Genomic DNA, 18,469 nt, shown 5'->3' with positions numbered 1-18,469 from the left:
CTTTTTACATTGAAAAACCACTTGATTGCCTTTCCCTTCCGCTTTCTCTTGCAAATCCATCACGGAATAGCGCCACAGGAGCATCCATTCTTTGGCGCGGTCAAATAAAAACTCATATGGAGCAGCTGTTTGATTCTCTCCTCCTCCGCGCTGCCGTCCAGCGCCGCCGTAATCCAGGTTTCCTTGTTCATGTGATAAGCGGGATAGAAGCCGGGCTCCCGGCGAAGGGAGCCGGTGAGAAGAGGATCGCATTTGAGGTTTAGGATATCCACGGTTTGATCCCCCGGGATCCCCAGCTTGCTCCCGGGGATGGACATCAACAGCGCAAACCACTTTCGGTTTTGTTCATGCCGGAACACCATATGATTGGGAAACCTCGCCCAGGGGAAATCCGGCTCCACCCCATAGGTTCCCGCAATGTATTCCTTCCATTCCCCGCGCTTCATAGCAAATCCTCCTCCGCTGAAATGGTCCCAGGCTGTCCAAATTTGGCCCTTTTTGGGCTGAGCTTATCCAGCGCTCTCCTGAAAAAGGCCAAGGATGGCGGCTTCTTCCGTTACAGCGGCAAAAATCGGGGCCGGCGCTCCGCAAATACGGTATAGTGGGTGAATCCGGCCTCCTTCAGCATGCCGGCGGCGTAGGAGAAGCTCTGGCACAGGGCGCCGGCCTCATGGGCGTCGGACCCCAGAGTGATGATCTCGCCTCCCAGCTCCCGGTACCGGCGGACGATCTCCAGATCCGGCATGGTGAATCCCTCTTTTCCATAGGTGCTGGTGTTGACCTCCATCCCCTTACCCCTTTCAATCAGATGCTTCAAAATCGCGGTGATCTGATCGGGGGCGTCGGCGAATCGAGGCTTTTTATCGGCCAGGGGGCAGTAGCGGGAGAAGTAGGTTAGATGGCCGATGCAATCGTAGTCGTCATACCGGCCCAGGCTTTGATAGAAGCCCTCCAAATACCTTTGCAACGCGGTCTCCCGGGTGACATAGGCCCAGTTTTCCGGGTACATGAGGTTGGGCAGGCCCTCTGGCCAGTGACAGGAGGCGATGACGTAGTCGAACCCGTAGCCCCGCATATAGGCCCGGGTGGCCTCCGCCGACCAGGAGAGGATCCCCGCCTCCAGGCCGAATCCCAGGAACAGGGCGTCCCCATACCGTTCCTTTACCCTTTGAAAGGCGTTTTGGTAGGCAGCAAGGTCGGTGCCGGGGTTGAAGTCCACCTCGGGAGAGAGGACGTCGATATGCTCGGTAAAGCACAGGCCCTCCATCCCCCGCCTAAGAGCCTCGCCGATGTACTCCTCCATGGAGGAGACGCCGTCGGGGGAGAGGCTGGTATGCACATGGTAATCGTAGGCGACGGCCATGGGCCTTTCCTCCTTACAGCTTGATAAACTGGGGTTTGCGGTCCTCAAAGATGGTGTAGTAGCGGAACCCGGCGGCCTCCAGCATTTCGGCGGCCAGATCCAGATCGTCCCCCACCTTGCCGGCGCCGTGGGCGTCGGACCCGATGGTGATGATTTCGCCCCCCATCTCCCGATACCGCCGCAGGATCTCGATGCCCGGCAGGAAGAAGCCAAACTTCCGATAGGAGGAGGTGTTGACCTCCATCCCCTTTCCGGATTCCTTCAGGTGCCGGAACAGCAGGTCGAAATGCTCGGGGGCGTCGGCATAGCGGATTTCCTTATCGGGGAAGGGACAGTTCCGGGCATAGTAGGTGATATGGGTGACACAATCGTAATCCCCATAGGCTTTGGTCAGACGGACCATGGTCTCCAGATACAGCCGCTGGACATCCCCCTTGGTCTTTCCCTCCCAGGCCTCGGGCTTGTGGAAGTTGGGCTGGTTTTCCAAAATATGAAGGGAGGCCAGCACCTGCTGGAACTGATAGCCCTTTACATACGCCCGGGTTCGTTCCAGGTTGGTGTCCATCAGGCCCACCTCCACCCCGAACATGGGGCGGATCCGGCCGGCGTACTCCTGCTCCATCCGATGGAGGTTCTCCTCATAGGCTGGCAGATCCACACAGGGGTCGTACACCACTGCGGATTCCAGGGCATAGGGATAGTCCATATCCACATGCTCTGAAAAGTAGACCCGGCTGAGGCCCAGCTCTATGGCCCGATCCAGGGTCTCCCTGGGCGGGGTCTTATCCACAGAAGGATGCTGGGAATAGCAGGAATGAACGTGGGAATCGTACTTGATGCGCATCTTGGTCACCTCTATCTAAAAGTTATAGCTTACAGAATTGGGGAACCCGCTCCCGAAACAGGGTATAGTGGGAAAATCCCGCCGCCCGGAGCAGTTCCCGGGCCTCTTGGATCCCGCTGCCCAGGGTGGATACATGGTGGGAATCCGAGCCCAGGGTGACGATCTCGCCCCCCAGCTCCCGGTACCGCTTTAGCACCGAAAGCCCCGGCATGAAGAACCCAAATCCCCGGTAGGTGCTGGTGTTGATCTCGATGCCCTTGCCCCGTTCCACAAGGGCGCGGAGGACGGCGTCGGTTTCCTCCGGAGCGTCGTCATGGCGGATTTCCTTATCGGGATAGGGGCAGCCCCGGGAGAAGTAGGTGAGGTGGGCTACCGCGTCAAAGGCATCCATGGCCTCTATGAGGGAGAGAAGGTGCAGCATGTTCTCCCGCTGGGCCTGCGCCTTGGTGTCCCCCTGCCAATTCGCTGAAATCCAGTATTCCTTGCCGCCGGGGTTCCAATGGTTTCCCATAAGGATGAAATCCAGGGTGCGGCCGTTTAGCTTTTCTTCCGCCATGGCGCAGGCGGCGGGCACATAGGGGCCGATCTCCACCCCCATAAGGGCTTGGCACCGGCAGCCCAGCCGGGCTTGGGCAGTGCGGACAGCCGCCTCATAGGCGTCCATGTCCGGCAGCATCCGGTCGGTGACGCCGTCCGGCCCCATGGGATTGAAATGCTCGGTAAAGCAGACGCGGTCCATCCCCGTGGCATCCGCCGCCAGAAGGTATTGGTCCACGGTGGACTTGCCGTCGAAGGAAAAGGCGGTGTGCACATGATAATCCTGAATCATGGACGGCCCTCCAAGGGATGAAAGACCGGTTTGCGGCCATGGAAGGTGGTATAGTGGGAAAAACCCGCTCGCTCCAAAATGGCTGCGGCGTGATCCAGCCCCGCCCCCAGGGCCTGGGCGGTATGGGCATCGGAGCCCACGGTGACGATCTCGCCCCCCAGTTCCCGGTACCGGCGCAAAATATCGTAATCCGGCATGGAGAAGCCCAGGGACCCACAGGTGCTGGTGTTGATCTCGATGCCCCGTCCGGTCTCGATGAGGGTTTGAAAGAGGGCGTCCAGAAGGTCAGGCGCGTCGGTATAGCGGAACTCCTTGTCCCGATAGGGGGACCGGCGGGAATAGTAGGTGATGTGGCCCAGAACATCGAAATCCTCCATGATCCGGGCGTATTCCAGCTGGCGCCGGAGGTGGAGGGTAAAAACATCCCGGTTGGTATAGGAGCCCCAGGGCTCGCTGTAAAAATTGGGGCTGCCATCGCACCAGTGGGCCGACAGAATGATAAAGTCATAGGGATAGGCTTTGGCCCGGCGGCGGGCTTCCTCCACCCGGTCGCTGAGAATCCCCAGTTCGGTGCCCAGCCTCAGATCCAAAAACCCCCGGCACTCCTCCCGGAGGCGGATCATCTCGGCGTAGTAGCCGTCCCCATCATAGGGGCGGTATTGGCGGGTATGGATCTGCAGTTCCTGGTGATCGGTGATACAGATTTCCCGAAGCCCCAGCTCCCGGGCCCGGTCGATATAGGCTCTGACGGGGGATTTCCTGTCAAAGGAATAGGTGCTGTGGATGTGGACATCCCTATGGATGGCGGCCATATTCTCCTCCCAATTTCCCTGCTAATTTCTTATGATACAGCGAAACCACCCAGGGAGCAAGGCCGCCGCGGGTGGCTTCCAGAAACATGCAGTTTTTGCATGGAACAAAGGGCCGGAGAACCCGGGCCTTTTTCTACGCTATCGAAGGCGGGACAGGAAGAGCCCTGCCGCTCCAAAGGCGGGGAGGGCGGTTAGCCACAGGCTTTGGGTGGTAAAAAAGATTTCCACCACAAACTTTGTGCTGGGACCAGTCCAGACGCCGCTCTGGAAAAGGACAAAGGAGATTAACAGCGCTCCAAAGAGGAGAAAGATCAACGCGCCGCCCCATAGGAAAGCCTTCCGGGCGGCAGGGCTCTTGACCTGAAGGGGGCCCAAAAGGTTCAGACCGTTAAGGGCCGCCAGGGCGGCGGTAAAGGAAAAGACGGGCCATACCGTCCAACGGTACCAGAGAAGATAAATTGGCTGAAAATTCTGGGTACACCAGGCCCGCAGCCTGGGATAGAACAGGACATAGGACAGCAGCAGGAGCAGGGCCACAGCCCCAAAGGCCAGGGCGCTCCAGGCATGTTTTTTCCGCGCGCTGTATTTCCTTTGATCCATCTTTACACCTCCCGGTTTACCGTTGTGTATAGTATACCATAAATTGGAAGTTGATGGAATTCTGTTGGGTTGTTTTCATGCATAAAAAGACGGCTGCCGTTCGGCAGCCGTCTTATGGTTCCATAGGATAGCAGGGTTATTTGGCTACGATGTTCACCAGCCGGCCCTTGATGACGATGACCTTCTTTACATCCAGCCCGCCAATGGCGTCCTGGACCCGGGCGTCGGCCAGCACCCGCTCCCGGATGGCGGTTTCGTCGTCGTTCTGGGACACGTCCATGCGGACCTTCACCTTGCCGTTGACCTGAACCGCGATGTTCACCACGTCCTTTACCAAATCGGCAGCCCGGTAGGTGGGCCAGGGGGCGTTGCAGATGGAATACGCGCCGCCCATCCGGCTGTTCATCTCCTCAGCGAAGTGGGGCGCGAAGGGCGCCATCAGCCGGATCAGTACCTCAGCCGCATGGAACAGAAGGGGCACGTTTTCGGTGCTGCACACATCCCGATACCGGTACATGGCGTTGACCAGCTCCATGAGCCGGGCGATGGAGGTGTTGAACATGAACCGGTCCACATCGGCGGTGACGTTCATCACCGTGTTGGCCAGCACGTAGCGGAGCTCCATCTCGTTGGGTCCGTCATAGGCGGTGAAGTCGTCGTTGTAGAACTTGCCGATGAGGCGCTCGGTATTGGAGGCGTCGTCCATCTCGATGATCCGGGAGATCAGCCGCTCCACCCGGTCGATAAACCGGTGAACCGCCTTGATGCCTCCGTCGTTCCAGGCGCCGCCATCCACATAGTTGAAGCCGAACATCAGGTACATCCGGAATACGTCGCTGCCGTAGACGCTGATGTAGTCGTCGGGGGAGATGACGTTGCCCCGGGATTTGCTCATCTTCTCGTTGTCGGGGCCCAGGATGGTGCCCTGATGCACCAGGGACAGGAAGGGCTCGTCGAAGTTCAGATAGCCCATATCCCGCAGGGCCTTGGTGAAGAACCGGGCGTACAACAGGTGCATGCAGGCGTGCTCCGCCCCGCCGATGTATTTGTCCACCGGGAGGATCTGGTTGATCTTCTGAGGATCAAAGGCGGCCTGGTCGTTCTTGTTGTCGGGATAGCGGAGGTAGTACCAGCTGCTGCACACGAAGGTATCCATGGTATCGGGATCCCGCTTGGCGTCGGCCCCGCACACCGGGCATTTGACGTTCATAAAGCCCTCATGTTTGAGTAGGGGCGAGGTGCCATCGGGGGTGAAGTCCACGTCATAGGGCAGCAGCACCGGCAGATCCTCCTCGGGAACCGGTACCACGCCGCAGTGGGGGCAGTGGATCATGGGGATGGGCGCGCCCCAGTACCGCTGCCGGGACACCAGCCAATCCCGCATCCGGTAATTGACCTTCATCTGGCCCTTCTTCTCCCGGGCCAGTTCCCCTACAATGGCCGCCTTGGCGGTCTCGTTATCCATACCATCAAACTGGCCGCTCTCCACCATGGTACCGGGGCCGGTATAGGGGAGATCGTCATCCCGTCGGCCCTTGATCACCCGAATGATGGGCAGGTCGTACTTTTTGGCAAAGGCATAGTCCCGCTCGTCGTGGCCGGGCACCGCCATAACGGCGCCGGTGCCATAGGACACCAGGACGTAATCCGCGATGTAGATGGGCACCTCCTTGCCGTTGATGGGGTTGATGGCATAGGCGCCGGTGAACACACCGGTCTTCTCCCGGGCGGTGGACAAACGGTCGATATCGGAGCTGGCCGCCGCCTGCTCCTGATAGGCGGCCACGGCCTCCCGATACTCCGGCCGGGTGATGCTCTCCACCAGGGGATGCTCCGGCGCCAGCACGCAGTAGGTGTTGCCAAAGAGGGTATCCGGCCGGGTGGTGAACACGGAAAAGCTGCCGCCGCCCACGATGCCGAACTCGATTTGAGCGCCCTCGGACCGGCCGATCCAGTTCCGCTGCATGGCCTTGGTCTTCTCGGGCCAGTCAAGATCGGAAAGGCCATCCAAGAGTTCCTCGGCGTAGTCGGTGATCTTGAAGAACCACTGGGTCAGATTTTTCCGGGTGACGGCGGTGCCGCACCGCTCGCAGGCTCCCTCCTGAACCTGTTCGTTGGCCAATACGGTGTTACAGGAGGGGCACCAGTTGACGGGAGCCTCCTTCCGGTAGGCAAGGCCGTTTTTATAGAGCTGGAGGAACAGCCACTGGGTCCAGCGGTAATAATCCGGGGTACAGGTTTTTAGGGTATGGTCCCAATCAAAGGTGCCGCCGATGGCACGGAGCTGCCTTTCGATGTCCTCCATATTGGCGAAGGTGCTGTCCTGGGGATGGATCCCCGTTTTGATGGCGTAGTTCTCGGCGGGCAGGCCGAAGGCGTCAAAGCCCATGGGATGGAATACATTGTACCCCTGCATCCGCTTAAACCGGGCATAGGTATCGCTGGGGCCGTAGTTATACCAATGGCCCACATGCAGCTTGGCCGCGGAAGGGTAGGAGAACATCTCCAGCACGTAGAGTTTTTTCTCCAGATGGGAATCGTCGAAGGAAAACAGTTTGTCTTCCTCCCATTTCTTTTGCCACTTCTTCTCCACTTCACGGAAATCCATGGGGGTTCAACTCCTCTATTTAAGACATGCGCCATGTCCGTTTCCTATTTTTCGCTATTATAACATAGGTATCAAGGGGGATTCAATGAAACAAGAGCCTTTTGGGCGCCTCTTTATACGAGATTTATTTGACATGCTCTTGCTCCCCTTATTATAATATCAGTTACGTCATTGATTACTTGGGGGTGTGGAGTTTGCCCGTAAAGGTTGCCAAATTCGGCGGCAGTTCCCTTGCTACCGCGCCGCAGTTTGAAAAGGTAGCGTCCATTGTAAAAAGCGATCCCGAAATCCACTACGTGGTGCCGTCGGCGCCCGGCAAAGCGCCGGAGTTTCCCGACAAGATCACCGATATGCTCTATACCTGCGCGTATTCCTACAATACCCATGCTTGTGAGGAGGTCTTTGCGCAGATCGAAAAGCGATATCTTTCCATCATACGGGATCTTCAGCTGGATCTGGATCTGAACCCCTATCTGCATACCGTGCTGCGGAACATCAAAGCCGGGTACGGCGACCACTACGCCGCCAGCCGGGGAGAATACCTCAACGGCGTGATCTTGGCCAAGTACCTGGGCTTTGATTTCATTGATCCCGCCGACTGCATCGCCTTTGACGAGAACGGCCAGCTGGACGAGGCCCTAACCCACGCCCAGACCAAGGCCCTCTTGGCGGGCAGCGACTACGCGGTGATCCCCGGGTTTTACGGCAGCGACAGCCGGGGCGCCGTCCGCACCTTCAGCCGGGGAGGCAGCGACATCACCGGGGCTATCGTAGCCCGGGCGGCGGGGGCGTCCGTCTACGAAAACTGGACCGATGTTTCCGGCTTCCTTATGACCGACCCCCGGATCGTGGACCATCCCAAGACCATCAAATGCATCTCCTACAGCGAGCTGCGGGAGCTGTCCTACATGGGGGCCTCGGTGCTCCATGACGAGGCCATCTTCCCGGTGCGGGTGGCGGGCATCCCCATCAACATCCGCAACACCAATGATCCCAGCCATCCCGGCACCATGATCCTGCCCTCCCTGCCCGAGGAGGCATACGACGGGCCCGTCACCGGCATTGCCGGCAAAAAGGGCTTTACCAGTATCCAGATGGAGCGCAGCAAGATGAACAACGAGGTGGGCTTTGCCCGCAAGGTGCTCCAGGTGCTGGAGGACGAAAACGTCTCCCTAGAGCATATGCCCACCGGCATCGACACCCTTTCGGTAGTGGTAGCAAACAGCCAGATCGAGGGAAAGCTGGACCGGGTGCTGAAGAAGCTTCAGCTTGCCTGCAACCCCGACAGCATTGAGGTCTTCTCCGATATGGCCCTCATCGCCACCGTGGGCCACGGCATGATCCGCCGGGTGGGCATTTCCGCCAAGCTGTTCTCCGCCCTGGCCGACGCCGGCGTCAACGTCCGGCTGATCGATCAAGGCAGCAGCGAATTGAACATCATCGTAGGCGTACAAAACGACGACTTCGAGGTGGCCATGCGGGCCATCTACGCCAGTCTTACCAAAGAAGGGTAGGCGCATTCTTTATGCTCTGGAATTCCATCTCCGCCGTGCTCACGGCTTTTGTCTTTCTTGCCATTGGGTTTCTCATCACCAGGGCGGGGTGGATCACCAAGGACAACAAAAACCTTCTCACCATGCTGGTGATGTACATCGCCGTGCCCTGCACCATCTTCAAAAACGTGCTGGACACCGTGAGCCCCGACAACATCAGCTCCATCTGGGGGTATATCCTGGTACCCGCCCTATCCATTTTAACGGTGTTCTTTCTTTCCGGCATTCTGGCCCGGCATGTCCTTAAGGTGCAAAAGGGCCGGCTTGGAGCCTTTTCCTGTATGTGTTCCTGCTCCAACACCATCTTTGTGGGGCTGCCCATCGTGTTATCCGCCATTGGGGACGTGAGCGTGCCCTATGTGATGTACTATCTCATGGCCCAGAACGTGATCTTCTGGTCCCTGGGACTCATCGGCATCCAGCGGGACGGCCAGGGGGATATTCATTTTTCCTTTGGCGATATGGTTAAAAAGGTGTTGAGCATCAACATTGTGGTGATCTTCATCAGCCTTTTGCTGGTGGCCCTGCGGGTGACCGTGCCGGTGTTCTTCATGGACATCGCCGGGAAGCTGGGGAACACCTGCACCCCCCTTTCCCTGATCTTCTGCGGCGCCACCATGTATGAGGTGTTCCAGAACCACGGCCTGCGCGGCCTGGCCATTCCCCGGGATACGCTGTACGTCTTCATCAGCCGGTTTGTGATCTGTCCCCTTTTGATGTTCGGCATCTGCACCCTGTTCGGCATCGGCGGCATTGCCCGGACGGTGTTCGTCATCATCTCGGCTATGCCAACCCAGTCCCAGACGGTGATCATGTCCAGCCGCTATGGGGCCGACGTGGACTTTGCCTCCATCACCTTCTTTTGGACCACCCTGGCCTGTTTTGTGGTGATCCCCATCCTCCTGACCATCGTAGCAGGCTGAGCCTGCACCCTCGCCGCAACACTGGCATAGCGATCGCAAACCTGTAGTAGCCAACGGTAAGGGGCTGGTTAGAGCCACACCCGTAGCCGCGAATCGGTTGCAACACGGAGCCAGGCACCGCCCGGGCAGGCTGAGGCGGTTGGCAGGTTTCAAGGCCATCGGTAAAACGGCGGTGGCTGAGGTGGATGGGCAACAAGCCCCGGTGTAAGGCGCGTCCGCACAAACCCGTAGCGTTGTCGCGGTAAAATGCCGCCATCGGTAGGATGGCGGTCTTTTTATACCCGGCATCAGCCGTTGGATTTGGATGAGAGGAGGAACGACAATGGAAGTGGAGCTGCGAGAGCTGAAACGGAAGGATTACGCCAAAGCCATCCAATATGCCATAACCGGCATGCACTTTCACTGGTATCTGGACAGCCGGTTTCTGCTGAACCTATATGGCAGGTATTTCTGGTATCTGGAGCTGGGCCGCGCCACCCAGGTCATCGCGGCGTATGTGGGCGACCGGCTCGCGGGCGTGCTGTTGGCCGAGATGAAGGGGGAACCCAAGCAAACCCGCTCTTTTTGGAGACGGTTATACGTCAGAGGGTTTGAATTCCTGCAAAATGCCTTCTATAAGGACGAAGTTGGCGTATACGACGAAGCAAACCGAGACATGCTAGCCCAGTACTTGAAGCACAATACCCCTCAGGGAGAGATCCTGTTTCTGGCCGCCGATCCCGAAAGCAAAACCAAGGGAATCGGCAGCAGGCTGCTCCAGGAATTGGAGCGCAGGGAGCGCGGCAAAACAATCTATCTGTATACGGACGACGCCTGTACCTATCAGTTCTATGAGCATAGAGGCTTTGCCCGCGCCTGCGAAAGGGACGTGGTACTGGATCTGGGAGCGAAGCGGGTGCCTCTGAAATGCCTGCTGTACAGCAAGGTGCTGGGCGAGTCCCCCGCCGCCCGCTGAAAAAAAAAGGGGGGGCGCCCTAGCCCGGCCGGGGAGCGGAAACGCTATCCCTGGGGGAGCAGCAAAACGGCTACCTCTCCCTTTGCCCTTGAGGGCTGGCATGGTTTGGAAAGAAGGGGTATACTGTTGTGTGAGGTGAATCCATGGATCTTTTCTCTCAAAACGCCGAAAAACGGGCTCCCCTAGCCGACCGGATGCGCCCCCACAGGCTGGAGGAATTCATCGGTCAGAAGCATGTGGTGGGCCCGGGAACCGTCCTATACAACGCCATCCGGAACGACGCCCTGGTGAGCTGTATCTTCTACGGCCCGCCGGGCTGTGGCAAGACCACCCTGGCCAGCATCATCGCCGAGACCACAAAAAGCCGGTTTGTGCGGATCAACGCCGTCTCCACCGGGGTCAAGGAGATGCGGGCCATCATCGACCAGGCCGACAGCGACCTGCGGCTATACGGGGTGGCCACCATCGTGCTGTTGGACGAATGCCACCGGTGGACCCGGGCCCAGAGCGATACCATTCTGCCCGCCATCGAAAAGGGCGTCATCAAGTTCATCGGCTCCACCACCGAGAATCCCATGATCTCCATGACCCCCGCTATCGTCAGCCGGTGCCGGGTGTTTCAGTTCCTCCCCCTCTCCCCCGAGGACGTGCAAACCGCCATCCTCCGGGCCATGGAGGATCCGGAAAAGGGCTATGGCAAGCTCAACATCCAACTGGAGGACGGGGTCCTGGATTACTGGTCCGTCACCGCCAACGGGGATGTGCGCACCGCGCTGAACGCCCTGGAGCTGGCGGTAGGCGCCACCGTGGCCGATCCCGACGGCAAGCTCTTTATCACCCGGTCCATCGGGGAGCAGAGCATGCAGCAGCGGATGATCAACGGCGGGGACGACCACTATTACAATGTATTGTCGGCCTTTTGCAAAAGCCTCCGGGGCGGGGACGCCGACGCCGCCATCGCCTGGTTTGCCCGGCTCATCTATATGGGGGCCGACGCCCGGGTCATCGCCCGGCGGCTCATCGCCCACGCCAGCGAGGACATCGGTTTGGCCAACCCCAGCGCCATGCTTCAGGCGGTCGCCGCCGCCCAGGCCGTGGAGCTCATCGGTATGCCGGAGGCGGGGCTCTCCCTCACCCAGGCCATCATCTTTTTGTGCGAATCCCCCAAGAGCAACTCGGTGGTCATGGCGAAGGACGAGGCCTTTGCCGACGTAAAACGGTTCCCCGACGAGCCGGTGCCCATGCATCTGCGGGACACCAGCTATTTTGGCGCCGATAAGCTGGGCAGTGGAAAAGGGTATCTATATCCTCACAATTTTGAGGGACACTATGTGGAACAGCAGTATATGCCCGACTCCCTTTTGGGCCGCACCTACTACCATCCCAGCGAAATGGGACAGGAGGCGGCGATCCGCCGGAATCATGAGATTCGGCGGCGGAACCGGGAGGAAAAGGGGCGAAAGGAGTGACCTATTTGCTCAGTAAATCTTTGATTGAATCGGTCCTGACGGCCGCTCTCGCGGGGGGCGGCGATCTATCCGAACTCTTCTTTGAGGACACACGGCGCAACAGCCTGGAATATCGGGACAGCAAGGTGCAGACCGTGCTGTCCGGCCGGGACTACGGCGCCGGCATCCGGGTGCTGAACGGCCTCAACTATGTGTATGCCTATACCGCCGACGTCTCCGAGGCGGGGCTCATGGCCGCCGCCCGGGCAGCCGCCACCGCGGTGGGGCAGCAGCGCAAAATGAGGGAGGTTCGAAACCTCACCTTGGCCCCCCGCCGGGATCTGCAGCCCGCCCTGATCCTGCCCGGCGCCAGCCATGCCCAGGAGCGGGTCTCCCTGGCTCGAGCCGCCCATGACGCGGCCAGGGCCTATTCCCCCGAGATCGTCCAGGCCACCGCCAGCCTGGCGGACGTCTGCCAGGACGTGATCATCGCCAACAGCGACGGGGTCTACGTGGAGGACAGCCGCCATCGGGCTCGGTTCATGATCAACGCGGCCGCGGCCAAGGGGGACGAGATGCAGACCGGCTACCAGGCTCCCGGCCGGGGAGCCGGGTTTGAGTTCTTCCGGTCCCTGGATGTAGATGCCCTGGCCAAATCGGCGGCGGAGACCGCCGTCACCATGCTCCACGCTCCCTTTGCCCCGGCCGGCACCATGCCGGTGGTTGTGGGCAACGGCTTTGGCGGCGTCATTTTCCATGAGGCCTGCGGCCATTCCCTGGAATCCATCCGCACCGGTAAAAACCAGAGTGAGTTTTCGGGCAAGATGGGCCAGAAAGTGGCCAACAGCAAGGTGACCGCCATCGACGACGGCAGCCTCATGGGCTACTGGGGCAGCTGCGGCTACGACGACGAGGGCACCCCCACCCAGCGAAACATCCTTATCGACAAGGGGATTTTAACCGGCAATCTGGTGGACACCCTGGGCAGCCGCCGCATGGGGCTTGCTAAGACGGGCAGCGGGCGGCGGCAGAGCTATCGCTTTGCCCCGGTTTCCCGCATGAACAACACCTTCATCGCTCCCGGCAACGACACCGGGCTCATTGAAACCATCGGCTATGGCCTATACGCCAAGCAGATGGGAGGCGGCAGCGTGGATACCCTCACCGGGGAATTCAACTTCGCGGTCTTGGAGGGGTATCTCATTAAAAACGGGAAGATCGATTCCCCCGTACGGGGCGCTACCCTCATCGGCAAGGGTTCCGAGATCATTCAGCGCATCGATATGGTGTCCGGCGATCTGGCCCACAGCGAGGGCATGTGCGGCGCCGAGTCCGGCAGTATCCCCACCTGTGTGGGCCAGCCCATGATCCGGGTCAGCTCCATCCTGGTGGGCGGAAGGGAGGCCTAGTGGTATCATGAAGGAGTTGTTAAACGGTCTATTGCAACGGGCGACGGCCCTGGGCGCCCAGGACGCCGACGCCATCGTAACCCGGCGCCAGAGCCTGGACGCCAACGTATACAAGGGCGAGGTGGACGAATACAACCATGCCCAAACCCAGGGGGTTGGCCTGCGGGTGTTCCTGGGCGGCCGGGTGGGCTATGCTTACAGCGAGAGTCTCGCTCCCCAGGATATGGAGGAGCTGGCCGCCGCGGCGGTGGCCAACGCGGAGGTAAGCGATCCCGATCCCGACGCGGGGCTGTTCCCCGGCCCCTATGGCCCCAGCGGCTCCGGGGAGTACGACGCAGCCCTCCACGAGGCCCAGGTTCTGGACACCGTAAAGGCCCTGTACGCTTCCCTGTCTCAACATGAGCTGGTAGAAGATGTGATGCGGTGCGCCGCCGGCGTGGGCACTGCGGCCTTCTACTACGCCAACACCCGGGGCGCCTACCTTCATCAGGGGTATCAAACCTGCGAGGTGGTGGCGGCTCCCATCGTACAAAAGGGGGACTACCGGGAAACCGGCATGGACTTCTACGCTGGAAAGGTCATTGAAGGCGCGGACCTCAACGCGCTGACCCGGCAATCGGTGGACCGGGGAATGCGGTATGATGGGGCGGTGCCTACCCAGTCCCGGGCCTGCCCCGTGGTGATCCACGCCGAGGCCTTTACCGATTTGATCGCCACCTTTTCCTCCATCTTCTCGGCTCAGAAGGCCCAGGATGGCCTTTCCCTGCTTCGGGGAAAGGAGGGTGTCCCGGTGGCGGCGGACTGCGTTACCCTTACCGACAGCCCCGAAAGCCCCCTCTATGGCTACACCTCTCTCTTTGACGGGGAAGGGGTTCCCAAGGTGGAGCGAAACCTCATCGACAGGGGCGTGCTTACCACCCTGCTCTATGACGTTAAGACCGCCAGAAAGGCGGGGAAGGCCCCTACCGGCAATGGCGCCCGGGGGTATTCCAGCACGGTGATGATCTCCCCCAACAACCTGGTGCTCCAGCCCGGTACGGACAGTCTTTCCGATCTGGCCAGGAAGGCGGGGAACGGCGTCCTGCTCTACGAGATCAGCGGCCTCCACGCCGGGGCCAACCCCACCAGCGGGGATTTCAGCCTCTTATGCAAGGGGCGGGAGATCGTAAACGGGGAGCTCGCCACTCCCTTTACCCAGGCGGTGGTCTCCGGCAATTTCTATCAGCTGCTAAAGGACATCCAGGCGGTGGGCAGCGACAGCTTTACAAGCCCTTCCCCCGCTGCTTCCATCACCACGCCCTCGGTGCTAGTCAAGTCCCTCTCCATGGCCGGGCAGGCTTAGCCTGCACTCTTGCCGCGGGCGAAGGTTAGCAGTTAGAAAGCTATGGTATCCAACGGTAAGACGCTGGATAGAAGTACAACCTGCAACTGCGGAGCAGTTGCAACGTGGGTCTGAGCACTGCCCGGGCGGCGCCTAGTAGGCGCTGCCATATCGCAGGAAAGGCCGCGCTGTTAGAAACCTATGGTGTCCAACGGTAAAATGTTGGTTAGAAGTACGCATATCGCAGGCGAGGGTTTTCAGTTGAAAACTGTTAAGGCCACGGCAAAGCGTTGGCTGAAGAACATATCCGCAACCGCATAGCGGTTGCAACATGGGTGCAGGCTCAGCCTGCTGCTTGCAAAAGTGGGATTGTCCCAGTATAATGTTGGGTACAGTAAAACCCGTGATGGGGACGGCCATCCAAGGCCCAAGCCATCAGCGAGCCCGGGATGGTGGGAGCCGGGCGGCTTGTTGGATGGGAATCACCCCGGAGGGCGGCACAAGGGCGTTTGCCCAAAGGCCGACGGCAGCCCGCCGTTACCGGGCGCGAGTGGGCGCGTTTCGCGTCAATTCGGGTGGTACCGCGGAAGCACAGCCCTTTCGTCCCGTTGCGGATGAAAGGGCTGTTTTTTTACATCTACCATCAGGAACCGGCCATGAGCCGAAGGAGGATTCCATGTTATACGAAAAGGTATCTACGGACTTGCAGTTTGCCCAGCGAGAGGAAAAGGTGCTGGAGTTCTGGCGCAAGAACCGCATCTTTGAAAAGACCCTAACCGCCCATGCGGGAGCCCCGTCCTTCTCCTTCTACGACGGTCCTCCCACCGCCAACGGCAAACCCCATGTGGGGCACTTGGAGACCCGCAGCTTCAAAGATCTATTCCCCCGGTACAAATACATGCAGGGCTACGACGTCCTCCGCAAGGCGGGCTGGGATACCCATGGCCTGCCGGTGGAGCTGGAGGTGGAAAAACTCCTGGGCCTGGACGGCAAGGAGCAGATCGAGGAATACGGGGTGGAGCCCTTTATCCAGAAATGCAAGGAGAGCGTCTGGAAGTACAAAAAAGAGTGGGAGGACATGAGCGAGCGGATCGCCTTCTGGGCCGATATGGAGGACCCCTATGTCACCTACGACAACAACTACATCGAGAGCGAATGGTGGTCCCTAAAACAGCTCAGCGAAAAGGGATTGCTCTACAAGGGATACAAGGTGGTGCCCTATTGTCCCCGGTGCGGCACTGCGCTCAGCTCCCACGAGGTGGCCCAGGGATATAAGGACGTGAAGGAAAAATCCGCCATTGTACGGTTCCAGGTGGCGGGCAAGGAGAACCTCTATCTATTGGCCTGGACCACCACCCCCTGGACCCTGCCCAGCAACCTGGGCCTGTGCGTCAACGCCAAGGAGGAATACGCTACCGTGGCCGCGGACGGCGTGGAGTACATCCTGGCCAAGGCCCTGGTGGAAACCCACTTTGGGGAGGACGCGGACATCCGCTCCACCTGTCTGGGCGCCGACCTGGTGGGGATGGAATACGTTCCCCTGTTCCCTCTGCCCCAGAACGTTATCCTGGACAAAAAGGCTTTCTTTGTGGTGGCTGACCCCTATGTCACCTTGACCGAGGGCACCGGCATCGTTCACATCGCCCCGGCCTTTGGCGAAGACGACAACCGGGTTTGCCGGCAAAACGGCCTGCCCTTTGTCAACCTGGTGGACAGCCACGGGCAATTCGTACCCGGCACCCCCTGGGCCGGCACCTTTGTAAAGGACGCCGATCCTCTGATCCTCCAAGCTCTGGAGGAGCGGGGGCTCCTCTTCCGCGCCCTGGACTTTGAGCACAGCTATCCCTTCTGCTGGCGCTGCGACACCCCCCTTCTGTACTACGCCCGGAGCAGCTGGTTCATTGAGATGACCAAGCTCCATGACCAGCTGATGCAGAACAACCGTTCCGTCAACTGGATGCCCGACAACGTCAAGGAGGGCCGCATGGGCAACTTCCTGGACAACGTCATCGACTGGGGCCTTAGCCGGGAACGGTACTGGGGCACCCCCCTGCCCATCTGGGAGTGCGGATGTGGGCACCGGGAGGTCATCGGCAGCATCGCGGAGCTGCGGGAGAAGGGCATCGACGTGCCGGAGGATATCGAGCTTCACAAGCCCTACATCGATGCCGTTCACCTCACCTGCCCCGTCTGTGGCAAGGAGATGACCCGGGTCCCCGAGGTCATCGACTGCTGGTATGATTCCGGCTCCATGCCCTTTGCTCAGTGGCACTATCCCTTTGAAAACAAGGAAACCTTTGAAAAGAACTTCCCCGCCAACTTCATCAGCGAGGCCGTGGATCAAACCCGGGGATGGTTCTATACCCTCCTTGCCATCAGCACCGCCCTGTTCGATCAATCCAGCTTTGAAAACTGCTTGGTCATGGGCCATGTCCAGGACAAGGACGGCCAGAAGATGAGCAAACACAAGGGCAATGTGGTGGATCCCTGGTCGGTGCTGCACAAGCAGGGGGCGGACGCTGTCCGGTGGTTCTTCTATGTGAACGCCGCTCCCTGGCTGCCCAAGCGGTTCTATGACGAGGCCATCAGCGAGGCTCAGCGGAAGTTCATGGGCACCCTTTGGAACACCTACGCCTTCTATGTGCTGTACGCCAACATCGACGGCTACAATCCCTATGATGAAACCCTGCCCGCACCGGAATACACCGTTATGGACCGATGGGTACAGAGCCGGCTTCACAGCCTCATCGCCACCGTCACCGAGCATATGGACGCGTATCGGGTTACCGAGGCGGCCCGGGCCATCGGCTCCTTTGTGGAGGAACTCTCCAACTGGTATGTGCGCCGGTGCCGGGACCGGTACTGGGGCAGCGGCATGACCCCCGATAAATCCGCCGCCTACCGAACCCTCTACACGGTGCTATCCACCATGGCGAAGCTCACCGCTCCCTTTGTGCCTTTTATGGCTGAGAGCATCTATCAGAACATCGTCCGGCGGGTGGAGCCCGGCGCTCCCGAGAGCGTTCATATGTGCAGCTATCCCGTGGCTGACCCCGCCCTGATCGACCAAGCCCTCATGGAGGAGATGGACTTCGTTCTAAAGGTGGTTACCGTGGGCCGCAGCGCCCGGAACAGCAGCGGTATCAAAAACCGCCAGCCCCTTTCCAGCATGCTGGTCAGCGGAAGCAGAGTGCCCTCCCCTCTGTTCCGGGAGATCATCCTAGAGGAGCTCAACGTCAAGGAGCTTCAGAGCGTGGACGACGCCAGCTCCTACATCGCCTACCAGGTGAAGCCCCAGATGCGGACCCTAGGGCCTAAATACGGCAAGCTTTTGCCTAAGATCGGCGCCCATCTCCGGGAGGCCGACGGCGCCGCCATCGTATCCGCCATGGATCGGGACGGCCGATACGCCTTTACGGTGGACGGTGCGGAGGTGGTCCTGGGCCCCGACGACATCCTGGTCTCCACCACTCAGCGGGAGGGCTTCTCCGCCATGAGCGAAGGGGGCGTCACCGTGGTGCTGGATACCGCCCTCACCCCCGGGTTGATCCAGGAGGGGTACGTCCGGGAGCTGGTCAGCAAGATCCAGACCATGCGCCGGGACGCGGATTTTGACGTGACCGACCATATCCGGCTTTCCGTTCAGGGGGATGCGGAGCTCATGGCTGCCCTGGATGCCGGACGGGAGGGCCTCATGGCCGACGTGCTGGCCGATGAGCTGGCGGACGGCCTTACGGGGGTATCCAAGGAATGGGATATCAACGGCAAGAGCGCTGTCATCACCATCGCGCGGGTATAGCCCAT

Annotated in this window: 14 protein-coding genes; 7 read left to right on the top strand and 7 right to left on the bottom strand. The window is 59.9% G+C overall.

What is annotated here, in order from left to right; genetic code table 11:
• Window positions 1–59: 59 nt before the first annotated feature.
• From KP626_RS07630 to leuS, 7 genes are all read right to left on the bottom strand, one after another.
• Window positions 60–446: an MmcQ/YjbR family DNA-binding protein gene (locus KP626_RS07630; RefSeq protein ID WP_395976384.1), complete on the bottom strand. Its 387-nt coding sequence runs from the start codon at window positions 444–446 to the stop codon at window positions 60–62.
• Between the two features lie 110 nt (window positions 447–556).
• A complete protein-coding gene (locus KP626_RS07625; RefSeq protein ID WP_395976382.1) occupies window positions 557–1,363 on the bottom strand; it encodes a histidinol-phosphatase HisJ family protein in 807 nt (268 codons plus the stop codon).
• Window positions 1,364–1,376: 13 nt separating this feature from the next.
• Entirely contained in the window at window positions 1,377–2,207 is an 831-nt protein-coding gene (locus tag KP626_RS07620) for a histidinol-phosphatase HisJ family protein (RefSeq protein ID WP_395976380.1), read from the bottom strand.
• Between the two features lie 22 nt (window positions 2,208–2,229).
• Window positions 2,230–3,036 (bottom strand): histidinol-phosphatase HisJ family protein, encoded by an 807-nt coding sequence (locus tag KP626_RS07615; RefSeq protein WP_395976378.1) that lies wholly within the window; start codon window positions 3,034–3,036, stop codon window positions 2,230–2,232.
• Window positions 3,033–3,848: a histidinol-phosphatase HisJ family protein gene (locus tag KP626_RS07610; RefSeq protein WP_395976376.1), complete on the bottom strand. Its 816-nt coding sequence runs from the start codon at window positions 3,846–3,848 to the stop codon at window positions 3,033–3,035. The genes KP626_RS07615 and KP626_RS07610 overlap by 4 nt, the downstream gene beginning before the upstream one ends.
• 138 nt (window positions 3,849–3,986) lie before the next feature.
• On the bottom strand, window positions 3,987–4,448 hold the full coding sequence (locus tag KP626_RS07605) for a hypothetical protein (RefSeq protein ID WP_395976374.1): 462 nt from the start codon (window positions 4,446–4,448) through the stop codon (window positions 3,987–3,989).
• Window positions 4,449–4,584: 136 nt separating this feature from the next.
• Window positions 4,585–7,056 carry a leucine--tRNA ligase gene (gene leuS, locus KP626_RS07600; RefSeq protein WP_395976372.1) on the bottom strand — a complete coding sequence of 824 codons (2,472 nt, stop codon included), beginning with the start codon at window positions 7,054–7,056 and terminating at the stop codon, window positions 4,585–4,587.
• 194 nt (window positions 7,057–7,250) lie between these two features.
• Between leuS and KP626_RS07595 the strand changes: the two genes are divergently transcribed.
• From KP626_RS07595 to ileS, 7 genes are all read left to right on the top strand, one after another.
• Entirely contained in the window at window positions 7,251–8,570 is a 1,320-nt protein-coding gene (locus tag KP626_RS07595) for an aspartate kinase (RefSeq protein ID WP_395976369.1), read from the top strand.
• Between the two features lie 11 nt (window positions 8,571–8,581).
• Window positions 8,582–9,532, top strand: a complete 951-nt coding sequence (locus KP626_RS07590) for an AEC family transporter (protein WP_395976367.1) — start codon at window positions 8,582–8,584, stop codon at window positions 9,530–9,532.
• A gap of 322 nt (window positions 9,533–9,854) precedes the next feature.
• Window positions 9,855–10,487: a GNAT family N-acetyltransferase gene (locus KP626_RS07585; RefSeq protein WP_395976365.1), complete on the top strand. Its 633-nt coding sequence runs from the start codon at window positions 9,855–9,857 to the stop codon at window positions 10,485–10,487.
• 143 nt (window positions 10,488–10,630) lie between these two features.
• A complete protein-coding gene (locus KP626_RS07580; protein WP_395976363.1) occupies window positions 10,631–11,956 on the top strand; it encodes a replication-associated recombination protein A in 1,326 nt (441 codons plus the stop codon).
• A gap of 5 nt (window positions 11,957–11,961) precedes the next feature.
• Window positions 11,962–13,344, top strand: coding sequence for a TldD/PmbA family protein (locus tag KP626_RS07575; protein ID WP_395976361.1), 1,383 nt, complete (start codon window positions 11,962–11,964; stop codon window positions 13,342–13,344).
• 7 nt (window positions 13,345–13,351) lie between these two features.
• Window positions 13,352–14,686 carry a TldD/PmbA family protein gene (locus tag KP626_RS07570; protein WP_395976359.1) on the top strand — a complete coding sequence of 445 codons (1,335 nt, stop codon included), beginning with the start codon at window positions 13,352–13,354 and terminating at the stop codon, window positions 14,684–14,686.
• 655 nt (window positions 14,687–15,341) lie between these two features.
• Window positions 15,342–18,464, top strand: coding sequence for an isoleucine--tRNA ligase (ileS, locus tag KP626_RS07565; protein ID WP_395976357.1), 3,123 nt, complete (start codon window positions 15,342–15,344; stop codon window positions 18,462–18,464).
• The last annotated feature ends 5 nt before the right edge of the window (window positions 18,465–18,469 follow it).

Source organism: Christensenella sp. MSJ-20, from assembly GCF_044357945.1.
GTDB lineage: Bacteria > Bacillota > Clostridia > Christensenellales > QAND01 > QAND01.
Note: the sequence above shows the minus strand (reverse complement) of the source record. Positions and strands in the feature narration are given on the sequence as shown.

Bases quoted from the DNA above. Each gene is read 5' to 3' on its own strand.
- KP626_RS07630 (WP_395976384.1), bottom strand. From the start codon at position 446: ATGAAGCGCGGGGAATGGAAGGAATACATTGCGGGAACCTATGGGGTG.
- KP626_RS07625 (WP_395976382.1), bottom strand. From the start codon at position 1,363: ATGGCCGTCGCCTACGATTACCATGTGCATACCAGCCTCTCCCCCGAC.
- KP626_RS07620 (WP_395976380.1), bottom strand. From the start codon at position 2,207: ATGCGCATCAAGTACGATTCCCACGTTCATTCCTGCTATTCCCAGCAT.
- KP626_RS07615 (WP_395976378.1), bottom strand. From the start codon at position 3,036: ATGATTCAGGATTATCATGTGCACACCGCCTTTTCCTTCGACGGCAAG.
- KP626_RS07610 (WP_395976376.1), bottom strand. From the start codon at position 3,848: ATGGCCGCCATCCATAGGGATGTCCACATCCACAGCACCTATTCCTTT.
- KP626_RS07605 (WP_395976374.1), bottom strand. From the start codon at position 4,448: ATGGATCAAAGGAAATACAGCGCGCGGAAAAAACATGCCTGGAGCGCC.
- leuS (WP_395976372.1), bottom strand. From the start codon at position 7,056: ATGGATTTCCGTGAAGTGGAGAAGAAGTGGCAAAAGAAATGGGAGGAA.
- KP626_RS07590 (WP_395976367.1), top strand. From the start codon at position 8,582: ATGCTCTGGAATTCCATCTCCGCCGTGCTCACGGCTTTTGTCTTTCTT.
- KP626_RS07585 (WP_395976365.1), top strand. From the start codon at position 9,855: ATGGAAGTGGAGCTGCGAGAGCTGAAACGGAAGGATTACGCCAAAGCC.
- KP626_RS07580 (WP_395976363.1), top strand. From the start codon at position 10,631: ATGGATCTTTTCTCTCAAAACGCCGAAAAACGGGCTCCCCTAGCCGAC.
- KP626_RS07570 (WP_395976359.1), top strand. From the start codon at position 13,352: ATGAAGGAGTTGTTAAACGGTCTATTGCAACGGGCGACGGCCCTGGGC.
- ileS (WP_395976357.1), top strand. From the start codon at position 15,342: ATGTTATACGAAAAGGTATCTACGGACTTGCAGTTTGCCCAGCGAGAG.